Origin of the sequence: Leeuwenhoekiella sp. A2 (genome assembly GCF_047946655.1) — a bacterium.
Taxonomy (GTDB): domain Bacteria; phylum Bacteroidota; class Bacteroidia; order Flavobacteriales; family Flavobacteriaceae; genus Leeuwenhoekiella.
In genome coordinates, this window is sequence record NZ_CP172311.1 from 2,065,953 (window position 1) to 2,087,323 (window position 21,371).

A 21,371-nucleotide genomic window follows, 5' to 3' on the forward strand; every position below is an offset into this window, starting at 1 on the left:
ACTATTAGGAAACTTCTTCCATAAAAGGATGATTATAAAATCTCCTGTTTTTGGCTCTTGAAAGTGCATTGGTATATGCCGCAAATATAGGTGGAAAAGGAGGTTCCCCTAATCCCGTAGGATCCTGACCGTTATTTACAAAATGAACTTCAATGTCTTTAGGAGCTTCATTTATCCTGATCATTTTATAATTATAAAAATTGCTTTTTTGCGGGACACCATCCTTAAAGGTCATCTTCCCAAACATTGCGTTTCCTAAACCATCTGTTACGGCGCCTTCAACCATATTTTTAGCAGCATCTTTGTTGACTACAATACCGCAATCAACTGCACTGTAAATTTTATCAAAGACCAGCTTATCATTTTCTAATTTCAGGTCTACTACATGCGCAACATAGGAGTTATGACAATAATACGCTGCAACGCCCCGATAAACACCTGTTTTTGGAGAATCCCAATTTGATTTTTCCCTTACCAGCTTTAATACCTCCATATATCTTTCGGCATCATAATCATTATCTTTCCCTACAGGAGTGCTTTTTGCCTTATTAAATAATTCAATTCTGAAGTCTATTGGGTCTTTGCCTGCAGCAATCGCTACTTCATCTAAAAAAGCCTGTTCTGATGCACCCATAAAATTTGACCTTGGTGCGCGAAAAGCTCCTATAGTTATGTTAGAATTGATTTCCCAGGATTCTGCCACATAATTGTCTACAGCCCCGGCAGGAAATCTATTTTCGTGAATGGGACTTTCAGGAATTCCCCCGCCATTAATATGATAAGCTGTAAGATTATTGTTCTCATCAAGAGCCGCTCTAAATTTTATGTGATATGCCGGGCGATAAATGCCATAGGTCATATCTTCCTCCCGTGTATAAAAAAGTTTTACGGGACTTTTAATTTTTTGAGATATCACTGCGGCTTCTACCAGTTCATGAGAGTAAGCTCTTCTCCCAAAACCACCTCCCATGCGGGTCATAATGATTTCTATATTTTCTTTATTCATCCCCAGTCTGGTTGCCACCGTATCTTCAATTAACTGAGGTGCCTGTAAGGGGCCCGCAACTATTGCTTTGTCTGATGTTACATTTGCAAAGAAATTGATGGGCTCCATAGCATTATGAGCAAGAAAGGGAGCGGTATAGGTGCTTTCAATAATTTTTGCTGCATTCTTAAAAGCTTCTTCGGGATTACCATCTTTTCGCAGTTCTTTTGCAGGTTCATTAGATTTGGCCTGCATTTGTTCCATATGTTTTTCGGTGCTCTCTAATCCTGCCGGGACGATCTTTTCAGATTTATTGCCAAAAACACTCATTTTTTGAGTGTATTCATCAAATAGTTCCCATTCTAACTTCAAAGCTTTTTTTGCCTGCATCACCTGCCAGGTACTGTCGCCCACGACTACAGCAAGTTTATTAAAAGTAACCGTATCAAAAATGTTTTGCTCATAATCATCTTTATAAACATCAATGGTAAAAACATCTGTAATGCCGGGCATATTTTTTGCTTCAGAACCATCAATAGATTTCAATTTCATCCCAAAAGCAGGAGGATGAGCTATGGTTGCATATTTCATACCCTCCACCTTATAGTCCAGTCCAAACAGGGGCTTGCCACTCACAATTCCGGGGAGTTCTACATTTTTCTTGGAAGAACTAATTATGGTAAAATTTTCAGCTTTTTTTAGTTCTATTGTTTCCGGTACTTCTAATTTCGATGCTAGTTGCGCCACTTCACCATATTTGATGGTTTTTCCGCTGGAATGTGTAATCACGCCTTTTGCCGTGGTAATTTCAGAATCCGGCACATTCCATTGTTGTGCAGCTGCATTTATTAAAAGTAGTCGCGCTGTCGCGCCGGCAGTTCTTAGCGCATTCCAGCCTTGTCGCACAGACTGGCTACCTCCTGCGAATTGACGGGTGTACAAATCTGTGTTGAATGGCGCTTGCTCTACCACAACATCGTCCCAATCTACATCAAGTTCTTCTGCTACGATCATTGGCAATGACGTCTTAACATTCTGGCCAAATTCAGGGTTGGGAGCCATAATGGTCACGGTTCCGTCTTTAGCTATTTTTAGATAAGCATTGAGATTATACCATTCATCAGGAATTTGTGTAGAAGCAGATTCATTTGATTTTGAATAAAGAAGCCAGTTAAACCCAATCATCATTCCGCCACCTGCTAGGGCAGAGGTCTTCAAAAATGATCTCCTGTTTTGTGAAGTTTTTATTTGCGTCATAGCTTAAAATTTACCCGAATAATTTAAATCTCCAGAGTGACTCTACAAGTTAAGAAAATATGTAAGTATTTTAAATTGATCATATTAAATGTGTTGAAAATCAGTAAAATTGGTAAGTAAAACCGTAAAATGCAGTAGTAGAACTGTTTTTATATAGCCAAATTTGAAGTTCTAATGCGCAAATGGCCATTACTTAACAAATATATTTTTAAGATGAAAACCAGTCCAATATTTTTGAGTTTCATTTTTATACAAACTTTAATTTTCTCGGGTCATAGCCAGACAAAATCAGGTTTAAGTGACGCGGAATTAAGCATGGCTAAAATTTCTGCTTTAACGGCTATTGGCGATCTTGATAATTTGGATGTTGCCTTGAATAAAGGCTTAGATAATGGTCTCACGATAAATCAAATTAAAGAGGAGCTTGTGCATCTTTATGCATATTCTGGTTTTCCGCGCAGTCTTATGGCTATAAATACGTTAATCCCTGTTCTTGAAAAAAGAAAGAAAGATGGGATAGAGGACAAGGTTGGTGAAGAGCCCACAGCAGTAGAAGTAGAGGATAAATACCAATTAGGTAAGGATGTTTTAGCAGATTTAACCGGAGTTAAAGACAGACCGAAAACTGGTTATGCAGAAGCGGTGCCGATCATCGAAGTATTTCTGAAAGAACATCTTTTTGCTGATATTTTTAAACGAGGTGTTTTAACGTACAGAGAACGGGAGATTATCACGGTATCAGCTCTAATTAGTCTGGGAAATCTAGAGCCAATGGCTCGCGGACATATGAGTATAAGTATGCGTTTGGGCATAAGTGAATCTCAAATTTCAGACATTTTAAATATGATTGCAAAAGAGATTGATTTAGAAAGGGCAAATAAAGGAAAAGTTTTACTGTCTGAGATAACTTTGAATAAAGCGTTGAATTCATCGATTAAAACGAAAAATGATAATAATGATAAGATCTTTCCAAAAGGTGAGAAAATAAACACTCCTGTCTTTACAGGCACTGCTTGGTTAACATCGCTGGTAGAAGCAGATGATGTAAATACAATTGCTGCCGGTGTTGTGACTTTTGAACCTGGAGCCAGAACCTTCTGGCACCAACACCCTGCGGGTCAAATTATTCTAGTACTATCTGGTGAAGGTTATTACCAGGAAGAAGGAGGGAGCAAAAAAACACTTCAAAAGGGAGATGTAATTAAATGCCCGCCTAATTTAGCTCATTGGCACGGTGCAAGTTTAGATAAGGAGTTTGTTCAAATAGCTATAACGGGAAGAGAGAATGGTCCCACCCAATGGTTTAAGGGAGTGTCAGATAAACAATATTTAGAAAACTAATTTTAGTTTCTGTTACTGGCAGGCATCGGGTGTACTACAATGCCTTTAAACGCTGTCTTTTGTATAGTCTAAGGCCCTAAAGTTCCTGTTTATTGATCACCGGGATTATGCTAATCTGCTTTTCCTTTATCCGTTGGATATAGGTCTGTAGATCTTTATTCTTTCCTGCCTAAGGGGTAGCTCATGAGCTTTTATATTTCATGAAGGGTCCCTGCCCCATATCCTCGTTTTTAGCTTTTCTGTTTTCGTTTGTAAATAGTTTAATACAAGAATTATTCAAATATTTAATCATTATAATTTGAATTTTCTAATATCTACTGTATGTTTGTGTAATCGATTACATTTTTAAAGAAATCGATTTCGTAATCAATATTATAAGTAATGGGCAGTTTTCGATTTTTAAAATGCTTTCTTATCATTTTTATGGTTGCTCTTAGCTCATGCGGTCAAAATGGGGATAAGAACGAAAAAAAGATCGCAGACAATTCTATTTCTACAAAAGAGGAGCAATGGTCTGTACGAATGGCCAATTCTATTATGGCTCGCAATTCAAAAGCTTTTCAAATTGATCAAAAAGAAGAGCCTAAATGGGATTATGTTCACGGACTTGTTCTTTTAGCGTTTCAACAGCTTTCAGATAAAACCGGAGATGAGAAATATTATGATTATGGAAAAACTTATGTTGATACACTTGTTCAAAATGATGGTTCTATAACACGATACAAATTTGAGGATTACAACATAGATATGATCAATGCAGGTAAATTGCTGTTTGAGATCTATGACAAAACTGAAGATGCAAAATATGTAAAGGCCATGCAATTGTTGCGTAAGCAGTTAAAAGAAGCTCCGCGTACTTCTGAAGGTGGCTTTTGGCATAAAAAAAGATATCCTGATCAAATGTGGCTTGATGGCTTGTATATGGGCGCGCCTTTTTATGCGCAGTACACCTCTAAGTTTGAAAATGGTAAAAACCTGGACGATGTTGCAAAGCAGTTTGAGTTAATTCAGGAGCATGCAAAAGATGCAGAGACCGGTTTGCTGTATCATGGCTGGGACGAAAGTAAAGAACAAAAATGGGCAGATTCACAAACTGGCACTTCGCCTAATTTTTGGTCCCGCTCTTTGGGATGGTATGCTATGGCATTAGTTGATGTGCTTGAATATTTCCCGGAAGATCACCCTAAACATCCGGAATTAGTTGATTATTTAAATCAACTGGCAGTGGCTGTTGAGAAAGTTCAGGATGAATCTGGCCTTTGGTATCAGGTGCCTAATATGGGTGAGCGAGAAGGTAATTATCTGGAAGCTTCCGGAAGCGCCATGCTGGCGTACGCTTTGGCTAAAGGGGCTAATAACGGGTATTTACCTGATCATTACTTAAATGTAGCTAATAAAGCCTTTGACGGTTTAGTTGAAAAACTTATCGTCGTAAATGATGACGGCACTATAACTATCACCCAAGCTTGCGCTGTAGCAGGTTTAGGAGGCGATCCTTATCGCGACGGTTCATACGAGTATTATGTAAACGAAAGAAAGCAGGATAATGACCCTAAAGCAACCGGTCCTTTTATTTTGGCTGCACTTCAACTTAATAGATAAAACAATAATAAATGAAAACCAATTTACTTATCGCGGCATTCACATTGAGTTCTCTTATTGCTTGTAAGGAAAAAGAAACCCAAGCACAAGATTCGGCTCAAGTAGAAGAGACTGCTAATGAGCCTGCAACTTATGCAGAGATTTCTATTAAAGAAGGTGGAAGCTGGAACGAGCAGGAACGCACCTATCAGGATGGTACATTTAAAAATGTAGACTCTTTAGACTTACCCGCACTTCATACAGATCACTCCTGGTACATCAGATATGAAGGTCCCGGGTGGGAAAATAAGAACATAGCCTATCGTTTATATCTTGACTGGAGAAATGCCATTGACATTTTTGGAAAAAAAGCAGACACACTTGTCCTGCCTTACGTAGGCCAGGATAATTTTGATTCTTATCATGAAGCGGCTCCCTGGGGACAGGATATTCTTAAAGCCGGAAAATCTCTGGGAATTGGTGGTTACGGGAGATATACAGGAGATACTATAGCGCATTTTAATACGGTAGATCAAACTAAGGTTAAAGTGGCCAATGCTGATGCAAAATCAACTGTGACTATAGATTATACAGGTTGGAAGACGGGAAGTGTAACTACCGATTTACAGACCGTTTTAAGCATATTTCCGGAAGGCACTTTTACTAAAATTGAATTAACTCCGGGTTCAGAAATTGACGGACTAGCAACCGGCATCGTAAAATTTAAAGATATTCCCCTTATGCAGGAAACCAGTGCTTCCGGAGATTGGGCATATATCGCTACCTATGGTGCACAAACTCTGGTGAGTGATGAAGATTTACTGGGCATGGTGATTTTTTATAAAACCTCTCAGCTGCAGGAAATAACAGACGGACCTCATGATCACTTTTTGATTTTCAAACCTACAACTGAAAAGATCACCTATTATATTTCCGGGTCATGGAATGGTCAAAAAGAGGGAATTCCAGATGAAGAAGGCTTTAAAACAGATCTGGATAAAAAATTAAAAGATCTGGATAATAAAGGAATGCTGGAGTAGCAAGAACAAACTTAAAAAACGCCTAAAATGCGCTAAAATCGGTCAATTTTGAGTAAAAATCAGATTTAACCCGAAGTATAGTTCTAAAATTAAAGTTTACCTGTAAATAGATCGTGAACTTAGTTGCGGGTGGTTAATTTTAAAAAAATATATAAAACAATGACAAATTCAGAATTCAGATACGCACATCACCCCAACGATGTAAAAAAATATACCACTCAGGAATTGCGGGAGCACTTTTTAATTCCCGAATTATTTAAAGACGACGAGATTAACCTGACCTATTCAATGTACGATCGCTTTATTGTGGGAGGAGCATTTCCGGTAAGTAAACCCATTAAACTAGAAACAATTGAGGAGCTTAAAGCCGAAAATTTTCTGGATCGTCGCGAGTTGGGAATTATAAACGTTGGCGGAACAGGAACCGTGACCGTAGATGGTGAGAAATATACATTAGCAAACAAAGAAGCGCTCTATGTAGGGCAGGGAAAAAAAGAAGTGATCTTTGAAAAATCAGGTTCAGAACAACCGGTTTTTTACCTCAATTCGGCACCTGCGCATCACGCTTTTCCTACCAAAAAAGTGGGTAAAGAAGATGCTGAAGTTATTGAGCTGGGAGATGCAAAATATGCAAACAAGCGTATTTTAAATAAACTTATTGTAAACAGTATTGTCGAGACCTGCCAGTTGCAAATGGGTATGACAGAGCTTGTAGAAGGCAACGTCTGGAACACCATGCCCCCGCATACGCACGAGAGAAGGATGGAGGCTTATTTCTATTTTGATCTGGAAGAAGGCCAAAGCGTGAGCCATTTTATGGGTCAGCCGGATGAGACACGCCACATTTTTCTTCAAAATCATCAGGCGGTGCTTTCACCGGAGTGGTCTATTCACGCAGGAGCGGGAACAACAAGTTACACATTTATCTGGGGTATGGCAGGAGAAAATCTTGATTATGGCGATATGGATAAAGTAGCGGTTGACGCTCTTAAATAAGCGATGATGGATTTATTCAGCTTACAAGGAAAAACAGCTTTAGTCACAGGATGTAAAAGAGGGATTGGCTTCGCTATGGCGGAAGCTTTAGCTGAAGCAGGAGCAGATATTTTAGGTGTTTCGGCAAGTTTAGAGACGAAGGGATCACAAATTGAAAAAGCGATAGAGGCAACCGGACAGAAATTTACCGGTTATCAATGTGATTTTTCAGACAGAAAATCTTTGTATGCGTTTATTGAAAAGGTGAAGTCAGAGCATACGCAGATAGACATTCTGGTCAATAATGCGGGGACTATTTTAAGAGCTCCGGCAGCAGAACATTCTGATGAATATTGGGATAAAGTGATAGAAGTCAATCAGAATGCGCAGTTTATTTTAAGTCGGGAGATTGGTAAAGAAATGATCAAAAGAGGAAAGGGGAAAATTATTTTCACGGCTTCTTTACTCACCTTTCAGGGTGGTATAACCGTTCCCGGTTATGCGGCTTCAAAAGGCGCTATTGGTCAGCTTACCATGGCTTTGTCTAACGAGTGGGCTGGAAAAGGTGTGCAGGTAAATGCTATTGCACCGGGCTATATTGCGACAGATAATACTGAAGCATTGCGCGATGATCCGGATAGAAGCGCTTCTATTTTAGGAAGAATTCCTGCCGGAAGGTGGGGCGAACCACAAGATTTTAAAGGACCGATCGTGTTTCTGGCTTCTGCAGCAAGCGATTATATGAGCGGTCATGTAATGACCGTAGATGGTGGGTGGATGGGCAGGTAAAAACCTCCCTTAATCCCCTGAAAAACGGCAAAAAAGTATAGAAAAATGAACACAGCAGAGACATTAGAAAGCGTAAAAAAAACGTTTATCAAAGACAATTTTTTACTTCAGAATAAATATGCAGAGGAGTTGTATTTTAAGTATGCGGCACCACAACCTATAATTGATTATCACTGTCATCTTTCGCCAAAAGAGATAGCACAGGATAGGATTTATGATAATATTTCACAGGTATGGATCGCGGGAGATCATTATAAATGGCGCGCGATGCGCACGATGGGCGTTGACGAAAGATTTATAACGGGAGATGCCTCTGATGAAGAGAAATTTCTCGCCTGGGCTAAAACGGTTCCACACACGTTGCGTAATCCTTTGTATCACTGGACGCATCTGGAGTTAAAACGCTATTTTGGTATTGATGAACTGCTTAATGAAAAAACAGGACCGGCAATTTATAAATCGGTAAACGAGCAGCTTCAGCAGCCAGAAAATAGTTGCCGCGGTTTGCTTACTCAAATGAATGTGGAAACCGTTTGCACTACAGAAGATCCTATAGATACTTTAGAATTTCATCAGGAACTTTCAAAATCAGATTTTCAGGTCAAAACGAGCACGGCATTTCGCCCTGATAAAGCGATTATCATTGAGGCTGAAGGCTACACAGATTATCTCAAAGAATTAGGTAGATCTGCAGATATAAACATAGAATCTTATACAGATCTGCAGGAGGCTTTACGCAAGCGCATTGTTTACTTTAACGATAATGGCTGTAAACTGTGTGATCACGGACTTAACTATGTTTCTTACGAAAAGTTTACAGATGCTGAAGTTCAACATATTTTCAGTAAAAAACTTAAAGGAGAATCAATTACCGCTAAGGAAGCAGAACAGTTTAAGACAGCAATTTTGCTATTTCTTAGTGAAAACTACCATGAATTTGGCTGGGTACAACAATTTCATTTAGGTGCTTTGCGAAATAATAATAAGCGCATGCTGGTTAGTTTAGGGCCGGATACAGGTTGGGATTCTATTGCAGATTACAAGCAGGCCGAATCACTTTCTGCATTTTTAAATGAACTGGATAGTAAAGATAAACTTACTAAAACCATACTCTACAATCTCAACCCTGCAGACAATGCCATTTTTGCTACGATGATTGGCAATTTTAATGACGGCAGCGTAAAAGGTAAAGTACAGTTTGGTTCGGGATGGTGGTTCCTAGATCAGAAGGACGGTATCATTGATCAACTTAACGCCTTGTCTAATATGGGATTGGTTAGCTGTTTTGTGGGTATGTTGACAGATAGCCGCAGCTTTTTATCTTTTCCAAGACATGAATATTTCAGACGTGTGCTGTGTAATTTGTTCGGTCAGGAAATGGAAAGTGGCGAGTTGCCTGATGATATGGAATTAGTAGGTAAAACGATCGCAGATATAAGCTATAACAACGCAAAAGAGTACTTCAACTTTTAGTAGTTACAGTATATTAGAATTAATAGCATACAAAGTAAATACTGCCTGAATTACCGGTAATGTATATCAGGCACAGGAAATCTTTTGCGTTTGACAGAGAAAAAATACATTCATGAAGATTAGAACATCATATTTTTTAAGAGCTGTAACCTTGATTTTACTTATAGGTGTTCTTGTTGGTTGTGAAGAGCAAGCTAAAGGTAAAGTCATAAAGCTGGCTCACGGTTTAGACGTAACACATCCGGTACATAAGGCAATGGTTTTTATGGGTGAGCGTCTCAAAGAAAAATCGGGTGGCACCTTGTCTTTAGATATTTATCCCAGTCAGCAGTTGGGCTCTGAGCGTGAGTGTCTGGAGTTGCTTCAGATAGGAAGCTTAGGCATGACTAAGGTATCGACCGGGGTTTTAGAGAATTTCGCCCCGAGCTTAAAAGTTTTTGGTTTACCCTTTTTATTTCGCGACAGCGAGCATCGATTTAATGTTCTGGAAGGAGATATAGGTGAAAAATTGCTGGACGCCAGTATATCAAAACGACTGAAAGGATTGACCTTCTATGACGCCGGCAGCCGCAGTTTTTATAGTAAAGTGCCTATAAATTCTCCCGGTGATCTTAAAGGATTAAAGTTGCGGGTTATGGAAAGCCAGACAGCAATGAACATGGTTAAAAATCTGGGAGGATCACCCACGCCTATTGCCTGGGGTGAGTTATATACCGCATTACAACAGGGAGTTGTAGATGGTGCAGAGAATAATCTACCCAGTTTTTACCTCTCCAGGCATTATGAAGTATGTAAATATTATGTGCTTGATGAGCACACCGCACTGCCTGACGAATTATTGATAAGCACAGTGATCTGGAACAAACTGACACCTCAGGAACAGCAATGGGTAAAAGAAGCAGCTGTAGAATCAGCGGAATATGAAAAAGTGATCTGGCATGAGGCAGAAATGGAAGCGCTGGCGGAAATAAAAAAAGCAGGTGTCGAGGTAATAACTCCTGAAAAGAATGCTTTTAGAGAGCGAGTTAAACCCATGTATGATGAGTTTGAGCTAGACCCTGCTATGAAAGAGCTTATAGAAGAAATACAGGCAGTAAAATAACATGGAATGAAAGTAAAACTAGATAAAATACTGGGCGGATTTTTAGTCTTTTTAATGGCAATGATCGTACTGGCTGTTTTGTGGCAGGTATTTTCAAGATATGTGTTACAGGCTGCCAGTTCATTTACAGAAGAAGTTGCTCGCTATTTGCTTATCTGGATTGGTATTTTGGGAGCGGCATACGCTTCGGGACAGCAGGATCATCTGGCGATTAATATTCTTCCGCCTAAATTATCTCCTGCTAACCGCATAAAACTTCGCATTGGTATTAATATTCTCATCATATTATTCAGCATACTGGCTTTAATAATAGGAGGAGGAAACCTGGTGTATGTTAATTATGAACTGGGGCAATACTCAGCAGCTTTGGGATTACCATTAGGATTTGTCTATATGGTGTTGCCCATAAGCGGTGTATTGATCGTCTTTTATAAAGTTATCGAGTTGGCTAACCCTAAAAAGTATTTGGTATGATGATAGAGATTTTAATACTTGTTGTAGTATTCTTTCTGCTGCTAAGTATTGGTGTTCCGGTTGCCTGGTCTATTGGTATTTCCTGTTTGGTAACCATCATGGTTTCTATAGACTCTTTAGCTTCATTTACAACGATAGCGCAGCGTATGGCTACGGGACTTGACAGTTTTTCGCTGCTCGCGATACCGCTTTTTGTCCTCGCCGGGCAGATCATGAACCAGGGAGGGATCGCCCTCCGGCTCATTAATTTTGCCAAGGCTTTGATAGGTTCACTACCGGGCGGGCTCATTTATGTAAATGTGATTGCTGCAATGTTATTTGGTGCTATTTCCGGGTCTGCAGTAGCTGCAACTTCTGCTATAGGAGGTATTTTAGGACCGTTTATGGAAAAAGAGAATTACTCAAAAGAATTTGGTGCAGCTATTAATATCACATCATCCACTACAGGATTGATTATTCCGCCTTCTAACGTACTCATTGTGTATTCTCTGGCAAGCGGCGGAGTTTCTATAGCCTCTTTATTTTTAGCAGGATATATTCCGGGGATTTTAATGGGGCTTGCTTTGATGCTAACAGCTTCTTTCTGGATCAAAAAGAAAAAATATCCACCGGGACCATCGAGTTCTCTTAACAAAATAGGAAGAACTTTTTTAGATGCTTTCCCCAGTTTGTTACTGCTTGTGGTGGTAATAGGCGGTATAGTGACCGGTATTTTTACAGCAACAGAAGCTTCAGGTATTGCCGTGCTATATACGCTTGTATTGTCATTTGCTTATAGAGAACTTCACGTATCAAAACTATACAGTATCTTTTTAAGCTCTGTAGGCACAACTGCAATTGTAATGCTTCTTATCGCGACATCTATGAGTATGTCGTGGGTAATGTCTTTTGAGAATATTCCGCAAACAGTGAGTGAGGCGCTTTTAGGGTTAAGCGATAATAAAATAGTGATACTCATCATCATCAATGTGTTACTGCTTTTTGTAGGCACCTTTATGGATATGACACCGGCAGTACTCATCTTTACGCCTATCTTTTTACCGGTAGTGATCAATCTGGGAGTAGACCCCGTACAATTTGGTATTATGATGGTGATGAATCTCTGTGTAGGATTGTGCACACCACCGGTAGGTGCAGTGCTTTTTATAGGAGTGGGAGTTGCAAAAACTACCATACAAAAGATTATGAAACCGCTTATACCGCTGTATGTCGTTATGGCGATTATATTATTACTGGTGACTTTTATTCCTGCTATTAGCCTGTGGTTACCACAATTATTTGAATAAAAATGTAGATTATTTAAGAATGGAGACTATGCAAGTACTTAACAGAAAGAATGCAGGTATTACTAAAAAATTACCCATAAAGGTTATTCAATATGGCGAGGGAAATTTTCTGCGCGGTTTTGCTGATTATATCATCGATAAATTAAACAAAGAAGCCGATTTTAATGCGGGTGTGGCGGTTATTCAGCCGCGTGCGGGAGGTAAAGTGCAACGACTGGTAAACCAGGATTGCCTGTATAATCTTTTTTTAAAAGGAATTAAAAACGGAAAGGAAACCGAAGAAATACACACCATTTCCTGCATTCAAAAAGGGATTGACCCCTATGTAAATTATGAGGCACATCAGGCTTTGGCAGAAGAAGAATCCCTGCAGTTTGTGATCAGTAACACGACCGAAGCCGGTATCGCTTACAATCCTGAAGATGCGAGGCTGGAAGATGCGCCGCATACCAGTTTTCCTGCGAAAGTAGCGGCCTTGCTGTATAGACGTTTTCAATATTTTAAAGGCGCTACAGATAAAGGGCTGACTATTATCCCATGCGAACTTATAAACCAAAATGCAGATACTTTAAAGAAAATAATTTTACAGTATGCAGCGCAATGGGAGTTAGGAGCTGAATTTACAACCTGGGTTGAGCAGCATAATAGTTTTCATAATACGCTCGTAGATCGTATCGTGCCGGGATATCCTAAAGACGACATAGAAGCCTATCAAAAACAGCTGGATTTTAAAGATAATATCCTTGTTTCTGCCGAAGTTTATCTGCTTTGGGTTATAGAAGGCGATGAAAAATTAAAAGCTAAAATTCCGCTTGAGAAGATTGATGAAAACATACTTATAGTCAAAGATTTGCAGCCGTATCGTACACTTAAAGTGCGTATTTTAAACGGTGCTCACACGACTATGGTTCCTTTTTCTCTTCTGTATGGGAATACGACAGTAAAAGAAAGTGTTGATAACGCATTTACGGGAAAATTTATAAAAGAGGCGGTTTTTAATGAGATCATTCCCACCCTAGATATGTCTAAGGAAGAATCAAACGCTTTCGCGGAAGCTGTTTTTGACCGATTTAGAAACCCTTTTATAAAACATCAGCTTTCTAGTATAGCATTGAACACCGTTTCAAAATTTAAAGTTCGTGTTCTGCCTAGTTTACTAGCTTTTCATCAAAAATACAATCGATTGCCAATTAATCTTACCTTTGCCTTAGCGTGCTTAATTCGCTTTTATAAAGGTAGTTGGCGCGAGGAAGACCTTCCTGTAGATGATGACCCAGCGGTAATAGCAATTTTTGAAGAGGCGTGGAGTACAGAAAATACAGCAACAATAGCTGAAAATATCCTGAAAAATCGGGAGTTTTGGGGTGAAAATCTGGCTAAAATACCCGATTTTCAGGCTAATATAGCAAATGCCTTAGAGCTAATAGAAGAAGAAGGTGTGGAGATGGGATATAAAAAATTTGCCGCTCAGTTTGAGCAAGTCTAAATTTAAGGATAATGAAAAAGCTGATAAAGGTACATCCGGATGATAATGTAGCAGTGGTGCTGGCAGACCTTTTTGTGGGGGATACAGTTGATTTTGAAGGAAAAAAGGTCATAATTCAATCAGACAGCAAAGCGAAGCATAAGATTGCGCTGACAGATTTTATGCCCAACGATCCTATTTATATGTATGGCGTTTTAGTGGGCAAAGCGCTTAGTGCCATTCCTTATGGCGGCTTACTAACAACTGAAAATGTAAAGCACGAGGCTAATAGTGTTTCACAGAGAACGCAATCTATATCCTGGCAAGCCCCGAATATTTCTAAGTGGAAAGAACGCACCTTTATGGGGTATCACAGAGAAGATGGCCAAGTAGGAACTGCTAATATTTGGTTATTTTTTCCGCTGGTATTTTGTGAAAACAGGAATATAGAATTACTTAAAGACGTATTTGAACAGGAACTGTCATTTCACAAGGCAAGCCGGGAAAGACAGCTGTTGCGTAATTTGATCAACGGTGTCCCTGAAGATACATTGATCGCTGAAGCCCAGGATGAGGATGCAATATTTGATAATGTTCAGGTTAAGTTTATTACGCATCATGGTGGATGTGGGGGTATACGGCAGGATTCGGTTTCTCTGTCAAGACTTTTGGCAGGTTATGTAAATAATCCTAATGTGGCCGGTGCAACGGTTTTAAGTCTGGGCTGCCAGAACCTGCAGATAGATATTTTCAAGAATGCATTGCACGCCATTAATCAGGATATTAAAAAACCTATTCTCATTTACGAGCAGCAAAAGGAAGGGACGGTTAATGACATGCTCTCAAGAATTATCAAAGAATCTTTTGAAGAAATAAAAAAAGCAAATCAAATAAAAAGAAAACCCGCTCCCTTGTCTAAACTAAAAATGGGTTTGGAATGTGGTGGTTCAGACGGTTTTTCAGGAATTTCGGCAAATCCAGCTTTAGGTTATGCTTCAGATTTACTGGCAGCGCTGGGAGGTTCGCCAATATTGGCAGAATTTCCCGAATTATGCGGGGTAGAGCAGGAACTGGTTAACAGGTGTGCAGATGAAGAAACTGCCTTAAAGTTTATGAATCTGATGAAAGCCTATGAAAAGGCAGCCGTAGCTTCAGGATCGGGTTTTGATATGAATCCTTCTCCCGGAAATATAAAAGATGGGTTGATAACAGACGCGATGAAATCGGCCGGAGCAGCAAAAAAAGGTGGTACTTCAACCATTCAGGCAGTTCTGGATTATGGAGAATATGTCACAAAACCCGGCCTGAATCTTTTATGTACCCCGGGAAATGATGTAGAAAGTACCACCGCCATGGTAGGTTCCGGAGCTAATGTTGTAGTATTTACCACCGGTTTAGGCACACCTACAGGAAACCCGATTGCGCCCGTGTTAAAAGTCGCTTCAAATTCTACTTTGGCTAGGCGGATGCCGGATATAATTGATTTAGACAGCGGTGCGGTAGTAAGAGGAGAAATGACTATTGAAGAAATGGGAGAGAAAATACTTGAATATGTAATTCAGGTAGCTAGTGGGGAAGTAGCAACCAAAGCTGATATTTTAGGCCAGGATGATTTCATTCCCTGGAAACGCGGGGTGTCGCTATAATAACCACGAAATGATGAAAAAGAACGTACGCACAGGAATTATAGGATCAGGATACGCTGCACAATTTCACTTAGATGCATTGCAAAAAATAAATGTTGCAGCAGTAGATGTGACTGGTGTTTATTCCCGTAACCCACAGAACGCTGAAAAATTTGCTTCCAAAAACGGACTTTCCTCTTTTACTTCTTTAGCGGAACTTATCAATGCCAGTGACGTTCTTCATGTTTGCACGTCTCCTGTCTCACATGAGGAAATTGCTATACAGGTTCTTAAACGAGATAAAGATGTTATTATAGAAAAACCCTTGACGGGATATTTTGGTTCTGGCGAAAATTTTAACGGGGATACTTTCTCCAGAAAAGTGGGCCTTGAGCAAGCCGCTGCCAGTGTGAAGCGTATGCTGGAAGCAGAAAAAGCCAGTAAGGGCATGATTATGTATGCTGAAAATTGGATCTATGCTCCCGCTATTCAGAAGGAAAAGGAAGTTATTGAAAAAACTAAAGCCCAGATATTGTGGATTCAGGCGCAGCAGTCGCATTCGGGTTCTCATTCTTTAGATTACGGGAAGTGGAAATTTTCCGGAGGCGGCTCTTTAATGGGTAAAGGATGCCACCCGCTTTCTGCCGTTATTTATTTAAAAGCTGTAGAAGGAATGGTTTTAAATGGGAAACCCATCAGGCCCAAATCAGTTTCGTGTAAAACACATGCAATTACTCGGCTTTCTGGTTTTAAAAATCAGGGTCACCTGAGAGATTCTTATACAGATGTAGAAGATCATGCCTCTGTACATCTTGTTTTTGAAGATGGTACTATTGCAGATATTGTTGCAAACGAGTTGGTACATGGTGGAGTGAAGAATTATCTGGAAGTGCATGCTAATAATCACAGAACCATTTGTAATCTCACGCCCAATAATGCCATGCAGACGTATAATCCTGCAGATGCTAATTTTGCAGATATTTATGTCTCTGAAAAAATTGGCACTAAACAAGGATGGTCAAACATGTCGCCTGATGAAAGCTGGTTTAATGGTTATCAACATGAGTTAGATGCTTTTTATAAAAGTCACCTTTCAAGAGAAGAGGCAGAAAGCAATAGTCGGCTGGCAGCAGATGTGATTGTGACTATTTATACAGCTTATCTTTCAGCAGAGCGAAAAGGAGAAGAAGTTACTATTGAACTTGAACATTGATTTTGTGACGGGATTAAATTCTAACCTTTCCCTTTTTCGTTTCAATTTTACTTTTATTTGAAGAATTGCGTATACACAATTCGGGAGCCAGTACAACCTTCTTTTCTACTGTCATTCTTTTCTTTTCATTGATTTGTTCTAAGAAAACCTGCGCAGCTATTTTTCCCATAAGCACCGGAGTTTGATTTACAGAAGTTATAGGCATTTCCATGTACTGTGTAAATGGCTCATTACTAAATCCTACCACACACACTTCATCAGGAATTTTAACCTCGCGCGCTCTAAGTTCTTGTATTGCACCCAGGGCTGCATAATCACTTGAAGAAAAGATAGCGTCAATTTTCTTTGGGAGATTGTAAAGTTGTTGAACAGCGACCGCGCCAGATTCCAGTTTACTGTTAACTTCAATAATCAAGTCTCTATCAATTGGGATATTATAGGCCTTTAGAGCATCAAGATAACCTTCATATCTTTTAAGATATATATCAAGATTTAAATCTCCTGATAAATGGGCAATACGTTTACAGCCTTGTTTTATGAGATGTTCTGTAGCCATAAAACCTCCCTGAAAATCATCAATTGTGACAGAGCTTACTCCGGTAATTTCCTTCTTACGGTCAAAGAATATAAGCGGTACGTTGTTGTTAAGAATATTTGTAATGTGGTCAATATCCTGTGTGGTTTTTGATACAGACATAAATATGCCATCTATATGTGTGTTGAGCAGAGTTTGTATTTGTTTGGCTTCATTCTCAACATTTTCATGCGTTTGACATATTATTACGTGATAACCTACAGGAGTAAGTTCTTCTTCTATGCCTCTAATAACAGAAGCAAAGAAACTATGATTAATATAAGGAACAACAACACCTATGTTATTTGTCTTTCCACTTTTTAAAGCCAGGGCAAGGGAATTTTGCTGATAATTGAGCTCTTTAGCCGTTTTTAGCACTAAATCGCGAGTTTTTTGACTAACTCTGTCGCTGTTGTTAAGAGCCCGAGAGACAGTAGCGGTACTAATTTTTAGCTGTTTTGAAATATCATATATAGTTACATTACCCTTTTGGCGCATCTTCCTGCTTATTTGTTTAATCGATTACAATATATTACTATTTTGCAAAATCAGACTTCTATAATTTCTATTTAAGGATGTAAATGGTTGTTTCTTTTGTCGGAAAATAAAATATAACTGTTAAATTTTAGATTTTTAGTAAATTGGTTAACTTTTTATTTGGATTATGATAATAAATATTTACTTTAGTGTAATCGATTACATTTTCGAATTACAAACAAGCTTATTTTATTTTTTCAAGGCTTAATTCGAATTATAAATGGATTTTTTTTACTGGTAAGACTCATTAATGTGTAGTCTTTTTATTTTAAAACTTAACTACATCGATTGCGAAAAAAAGTGACTTTAAACAACCTAAATAGGGACTTAATATTTTCTCATCAAATAGATAGTTATGAGAAGCAGAGTCGGGACAAATTTTATTACAACATGATTTCTAACAAACATTTAATTCAACCATGAATGATAAAAAAATTATAAGAAAAAAATCAATATCCCTCATGCTGCTGTTACTGCTAAGTTTCATGAGCTCAGATAAAATATGGGCACAAGATCCTATCACGGTAACGGGTACGATTATAAATGGTGATGATGGCAGTGCGCTGCCCGGGGTTAATGTAGTAGAAAAAGGAACTTCTAATGGCACCGTCACAGACTTTGATGGGGTATATTCTCTTCGGGTATCGAGGGCGAATGCAGTACTCCTTATTAGTTATGTAGGTTTTAAAACGCTTGAAGTAAATGTAAACGGCAGAGAAGCCCTCGATGTAACGCTTGAGGTAGATTCAAATTCGTTAGATGAGGTGGTTGTAGTAGGATATGGTACTACAAAAAAATCAGATTTGACTGGTTCTGTTGTTTCCATTTCTGGGAATGACTTAAAAGAGCAGGCTAAATCGAGTATCGCCGAAACCTTAACCGGAAGGCTTGCCGGTGTTCAGGTTGCTTCAACTGAAGGATCTCCTGATGCCGAAATTAATATAAGAGTGCGTGGTAATGGTTCCCTAACCCAAGATAGTTCACCCTTAATTATTGTTGATGGTTTCCCTGTTAACAGCATGAGTGATATAAGCCCGGCAAACATAGAAAATATCTCAGTATTAAAAGATGCTTCTTCTACTGCTATTTATGGTTCACGAGGAGCTAATGGTGTAATTATCATTACTACTAAGAATGGTAAAAGCGGCAAGATATCTGTTAATTTTAATACATTCTATGGTTTTCAGAAAATCGCAAAAACCCTTGATGTCCTTTCCCCCGAAGATTTTACAAAATGGCAATATGAATATGCTTTGCTTAGCGATCCTGATAATATAGATTCTTACGAAAGATATTTCGGTCTTTGGCAGGATTATGATCAATATACCGGCAAAACAGGAAATAACTGGCAAAAGCAGATTTATGGTAACATGGGTGAAGTGCAAAGCCATGATCTTGCTATAAGAGGAGGTACTGAAAAAGCTAATTACAATTTTAATTATGCCCATTATGATGTCAATACTATTATGAGGGATTCTGATTTTAAGCGTGATAATTTTTCTTTAGCGCTTAAAAGCAAGGCTGGTGAAAAAGTAGATTTAGCATTTACCGTTAGATATTCTGAGACAGAAATTAACGGAGGAGGTGCTAATGAGCAAAATGAAGTTTCATCTGCAGATTCTCGATTAAAGTATAGTGTGCAATATTCACCTATTCCTATTTCAGGTCTCACTACTACTAATACAGATGAAGCATTAACGGGTTATCTGGTAAATCCTTTTGTAGCTATAGATGATAACCAAAGACAGCAACTAAGAAAGAATATTAATATGGTGGGTAGTTTTGAATGGGCCATACTAGACAATCTTAGTGTGAGATCAGAGTTAGGACTTGATAATAGAAATGATCTTGACTATCGCTTTTATGGAAGATCTACTTATTATGCAAATAATAAACCATTAGCAGATGACCAGGGTCTGCCAGCTTTACTTTACAGAGATAGAAAGAGGGAAAGCTTTAGAAATGCAAACATCTTAAATTTTGACTTTAATAAATATTTTAATGAAGATCACAGCTTAAAATTACTTTTAGGTGAAGAAATGATTGTAACTCAGGATAACAGAGAAACTACAGAATTACAGGGTTTTCCTGGGGATTTTGATTTTTATACTGCCAGAAAGCTTACCACGCAGGCAAATACAGCCTTCTCAGTAGATAATTTTTACAGTCCTGATGATAAATTACTTTCCTTTTTTGGCCGTGTTAATTATGAGTATAAGAACAGGTATTTATTTACAGCTACTTATCGTGCAGATGGCTCCAGCAAATTTTTGGGAAACAATCGCTGGGGATATTTTCCATCAGCAGCAGTTGCCTGGAAAATAAACGAAGAAGATTTCATGGGAAGTGCAGATTGGCTAAATGCTCTTAAATTGAGATTGAGCTATGGTAAGGCTGGGAATAATAACATTCCTACCGGTCAAACTGTGCAAAGTTTTGAATCACGAAATACTTCATACATAAACGAAGTTTCCAGTTACTGGGCTGCTTCTAATGTTTTAGCAAATCCTGATTTAAAATGGGAAACGACAGTTACGCAAAATCTAGGTCTCGATTTTGGAATTCTCAATAATCGCATTTCGGGGGCAATAGAAGCGTATAGAAATCTTACTACAGATCTATTGCTTGCTTTTCGTACACCGGGATCTGGTTATGAGTACCAATATAGAAACCTGGGTGAAATACAAAATACCGGTATAGAGGCGTCTGTAAATTTTGATGCAATCAACCAGCAGGATTATGGTCTTAGCATTTCTTTCAATATATCTGCAAACAAGAATAGAATTAATTCATTAGGGTCATTAGAAAATTATCAGGAATATTCAGGATGGGCTTCATCTCAAATAGGCAGTGATTATGCTGTTTGGGTAGATCAACCGGTGGGTGCGATGTATGGTTATAGAAGTGATGGTCGTTATGAAGTTTCAGATTTTGATTTTGATCCTGCCAGTAACTCATATACCCTGAAATCTGGTGTGGTAGATAATAGTGATATAGTAGGTGCGTTGCAACCAGGAATGTTAAAATTAAAAGATATGAATGGTGATGGTGTAGTAGACGTAAATGATAACACGATTATAGGTAATGCAAACCCAAAGCATACGGGTGGTATGGTAATTAATGGTTACGCTTACGGGTTTGATCTTTCTGCGGCATTTAACTGGAGCTATGGTAACGATGAGTACAATGCAAATAAGGTACAGTTTACTACTGCAAATGAAAACAGCCAATATAGAAATTTAACTTCTGAAATGGCAGACGGTACAAGATGGACGAATCTTAATCCGGAAACCGGTCAATTAATTACAGATCCTGACGCTCTTGCAGCTGCTAATGCAAATACCACAATGTGGTCTCCTTATATGCGTAGTTTCGTATTCAGTGATTGGGCAGTTGAAGACGGTTCTTTTCTCAGGTTAAATACTCTCACACTGGGTTATACACTTCCAAATGAATTAGTGTCGCGAGCGGGTATTACTAAACTGAGATTTTATGCCACAGCAAATAATGTTTTTGTCTTAACAAAATATTCAGGTCTTGACCCCGAAACTTCTACCAGGAGAAATAATCCACTTACTCCGGGAGTTGATTATTCGCCGTTTCCCAGAAGTAGACAGCTGGTATTTGGTCTAAATCTTAATTTCTAAAAAATTA

General features: G+C 38.7%; 15 protein-coding genes. 13 read left to right on the forward strand and 2 right to left on the reverse strand.

Annotated elements, in window-relative coordinates; translation table 11 throughout:
- Window positions 1-4: 4 nt before the first annotated feature.
- Window positions 5-2,242 (reverse strand): molybdopterin cofactor-binding domain-containing protein, encoded by a 2,238-nt coding sequence (locus tag ACH3PA_RS09230; RefSeq protein WP_416444903.1) that lies wholly within the window; start codon window positions 2,240-2,242, stop codon window positions 5-7.
- Between the two features lie 213 nt (window positions 2,243-2,455).
- Here ACH3PA_RS09230 and ACH3PA_RS09235 point away from each other — a divergent pair, with 213 nt between their 5' ends.
- The 12 genes from ACH3PA_RS09235 to ACH3PA_RS09290 all read left to right on the forward strand — a co-directional run bounded on the left by ACH3PA_RS09235 (window position 2,456) and on the right by ACH3PA_RS09290 (window position 16,606).
- Window positions 2,456-3,583 carry a carboxymuconolactone decarboxylase family protein gene (locus ACH3PA_RS09235; protein WP_416444901.1) on the forward strand — a complete coding sequence of 376 codons (1,128 nt, stop codon included), beginning with the start codon at window positions 2,456-2,458 and terminating at the stop codon, window positions 3,581-3,583.
- 381 nt (window positions 3,584-3,964) lie between these two features.
- Window positions 3,965-5,185, forward strand: a complete 1,221-nt coding sequence (locus ACH3PA_RS09240; protein ID WP_416444899.1) for a glycoside hydrolase family 88/105 protein — start codon at window positions 3,965-3,967, stop codon at window positions 5,183-5,185.
- An 11-nt stretch (window positions 5,186-5,196) separates the two neighbouring features.
- A complete protein-coding gene (locus ACH3PA_RS09245) occupies window positions 5,197-6,204 on the forward strand; it encodes a DUF4861 family protein (RefSeq protein WP_416444897.1) in 1,008 nt (335 codons plus the stop codon).
- Between the two features lie 159 nt (window positions 6,205-6,363).
- Complete coding sequence (kduI, locus tag ACH3PA_RS09250) at window positions 6,364-7,200, forward strand: 5-dehydro-4-deoxy-D-glucuronate isomerase (protein ID WP_416444895.1); 837 nt, start codon at window positions 6,364-6,366, stop codon at window positions 7,198-7,200.
- Between the two features lie 3 nt (window positions 7,201-7,203).
- Complete coding sequence (locus tag ACH3PA_RS09255) at window positions 7,204-7,968, forward strand: SDR family NAD(P)-dependent oxidoreductase (protein ID WP_416444893.1); 765 nt, start codon at window positions 7,204-7,206, stop codon at window positions 7,966-7,968.
- A gap of 45 nt (window positions 7,969-8,013) precedes the next feature.
- On the forward strand, window positions 8,014-9,441 hold the full coding sequence (gene uxaC, locus ACH3PA_RS09260; protein WP_416444891.1) for a glucuronate isomerase: 1,428 nt from the start codon (window positions 8,014-8,016) through the stop codon (window positions 9,439-9,441).
- 112 nt (window positions 9,442-9,553) lie between these two features.
- Window positions 9,554-10,543, forward strand: coding sequence for a TRAP transporter substrate-binding protein (locus ACH3PA_RS09265; RefSeq protein ID WP_416444889.1), 990 nt, complete (start codon window positions 9,554-9,556; stop codon window positions 10,541-10,543).
- A 6-nt stretch (window positions 10,544-10,549) separates the two neighbouring features.
- The gene (locus tag ACH3PA_RS09270) at window positions 10,550-11,017 is read left to right on the forward strand and encodes a TRAP transporter small permease (protein WP_416444887.1); all 468 of its coding nucleotides are present in this window, start codon (window positions 10,550-10,552) and stop codon (window positions 11,015-11,017) included.
- Window positions 11,014-12,303 (forward strand): TRAP transporter large permease, encoded by a 1,290-nt coding sequence (locus tag ACH3PA_RS09275; protein WP_416444885.1) that lies wholly within the window; start codon window positions 11,014-11,016, stop codon window positions 12,301-12,303. The genes ACH3PA_RS09270 and ACH3PA_RS09275 overlap by 4 nt, the downstream gene beginning before the upstream one ends.
- 28 nt (window positions 12,304-12,331) lie before the next feature.
- The gene (locus ACH3PA_RS09280; protein ID WP_416444883.1) at window positions 12,332-13,789 is read left to right on the forward strand and encodes a tagaturonate reductase; all 1,458 of its coding nucleotides are present in this window, start codon (window positions 12,332-12,334) and stop codon (window positions 13,787-13,789) included.
- A gap of 8 nt (window positions 13,790-13,797) precedes the next feature.
- Entirely contained in the window at window positions 13,798-15,414 is a 1,617-nt protein-coding gene (locus ACH3PA_RS09285; RefSeq protein WP_416446627.1) for a UxaA family hydrolase, read from the forward strand.
- Window positions 15,415-15,424: 10 nt separating this feature from the next.
- Complete coding sequence (locus ACH3PA_RS09290; RefSeq protein WP_416444881.1) at window positions 15,425-16,606, forward strand: Gfo/Idh/MocA family protein; 1,182 nt, start codon at window positions 15,425-15,427, stop codon at window positions 16,604-16,606.
- A gap of 13 nt (window positions 16,607-16,619) precedes the next feature.
- Here the strand turns inward: ACH3PA_RS09290 and ACH3PA_RS09295 are convergent, their stop codons facing one another.
- Entirely contained in the window at window positions 16,620-17,678 is a 1,059-nt protein-coding gene (locus ACH3PA_RS09295; protein ID WP_416444879.1) for a LacI family DNA-binding transcriptional regulator, read from the reverse strand.
- A 524-nt stretch (window positions 17,679-18,202) separates the two neighbouring features.
- Here ACH3PA_RS09295 and ACH3PA_RS09300 point away from each other — a divergent pair.
- The gene (locus tag ACH3PA_RS09300) at window positions 18,203-21,364 is read left to right on the forward strand and encodes a SusC/RagA family TonB-linked outer membrane protein (RefSeq protein ID WP_416444877.1); all 3,162 of its coding nucleotides are present in this window, start codon (window positions 18,203-18,205) and stop codon (window positions 21,362-21,364) included.
- The last annotated feature ends 7 nt before the right edge of the window (window positions 21,365-21,371 follow it).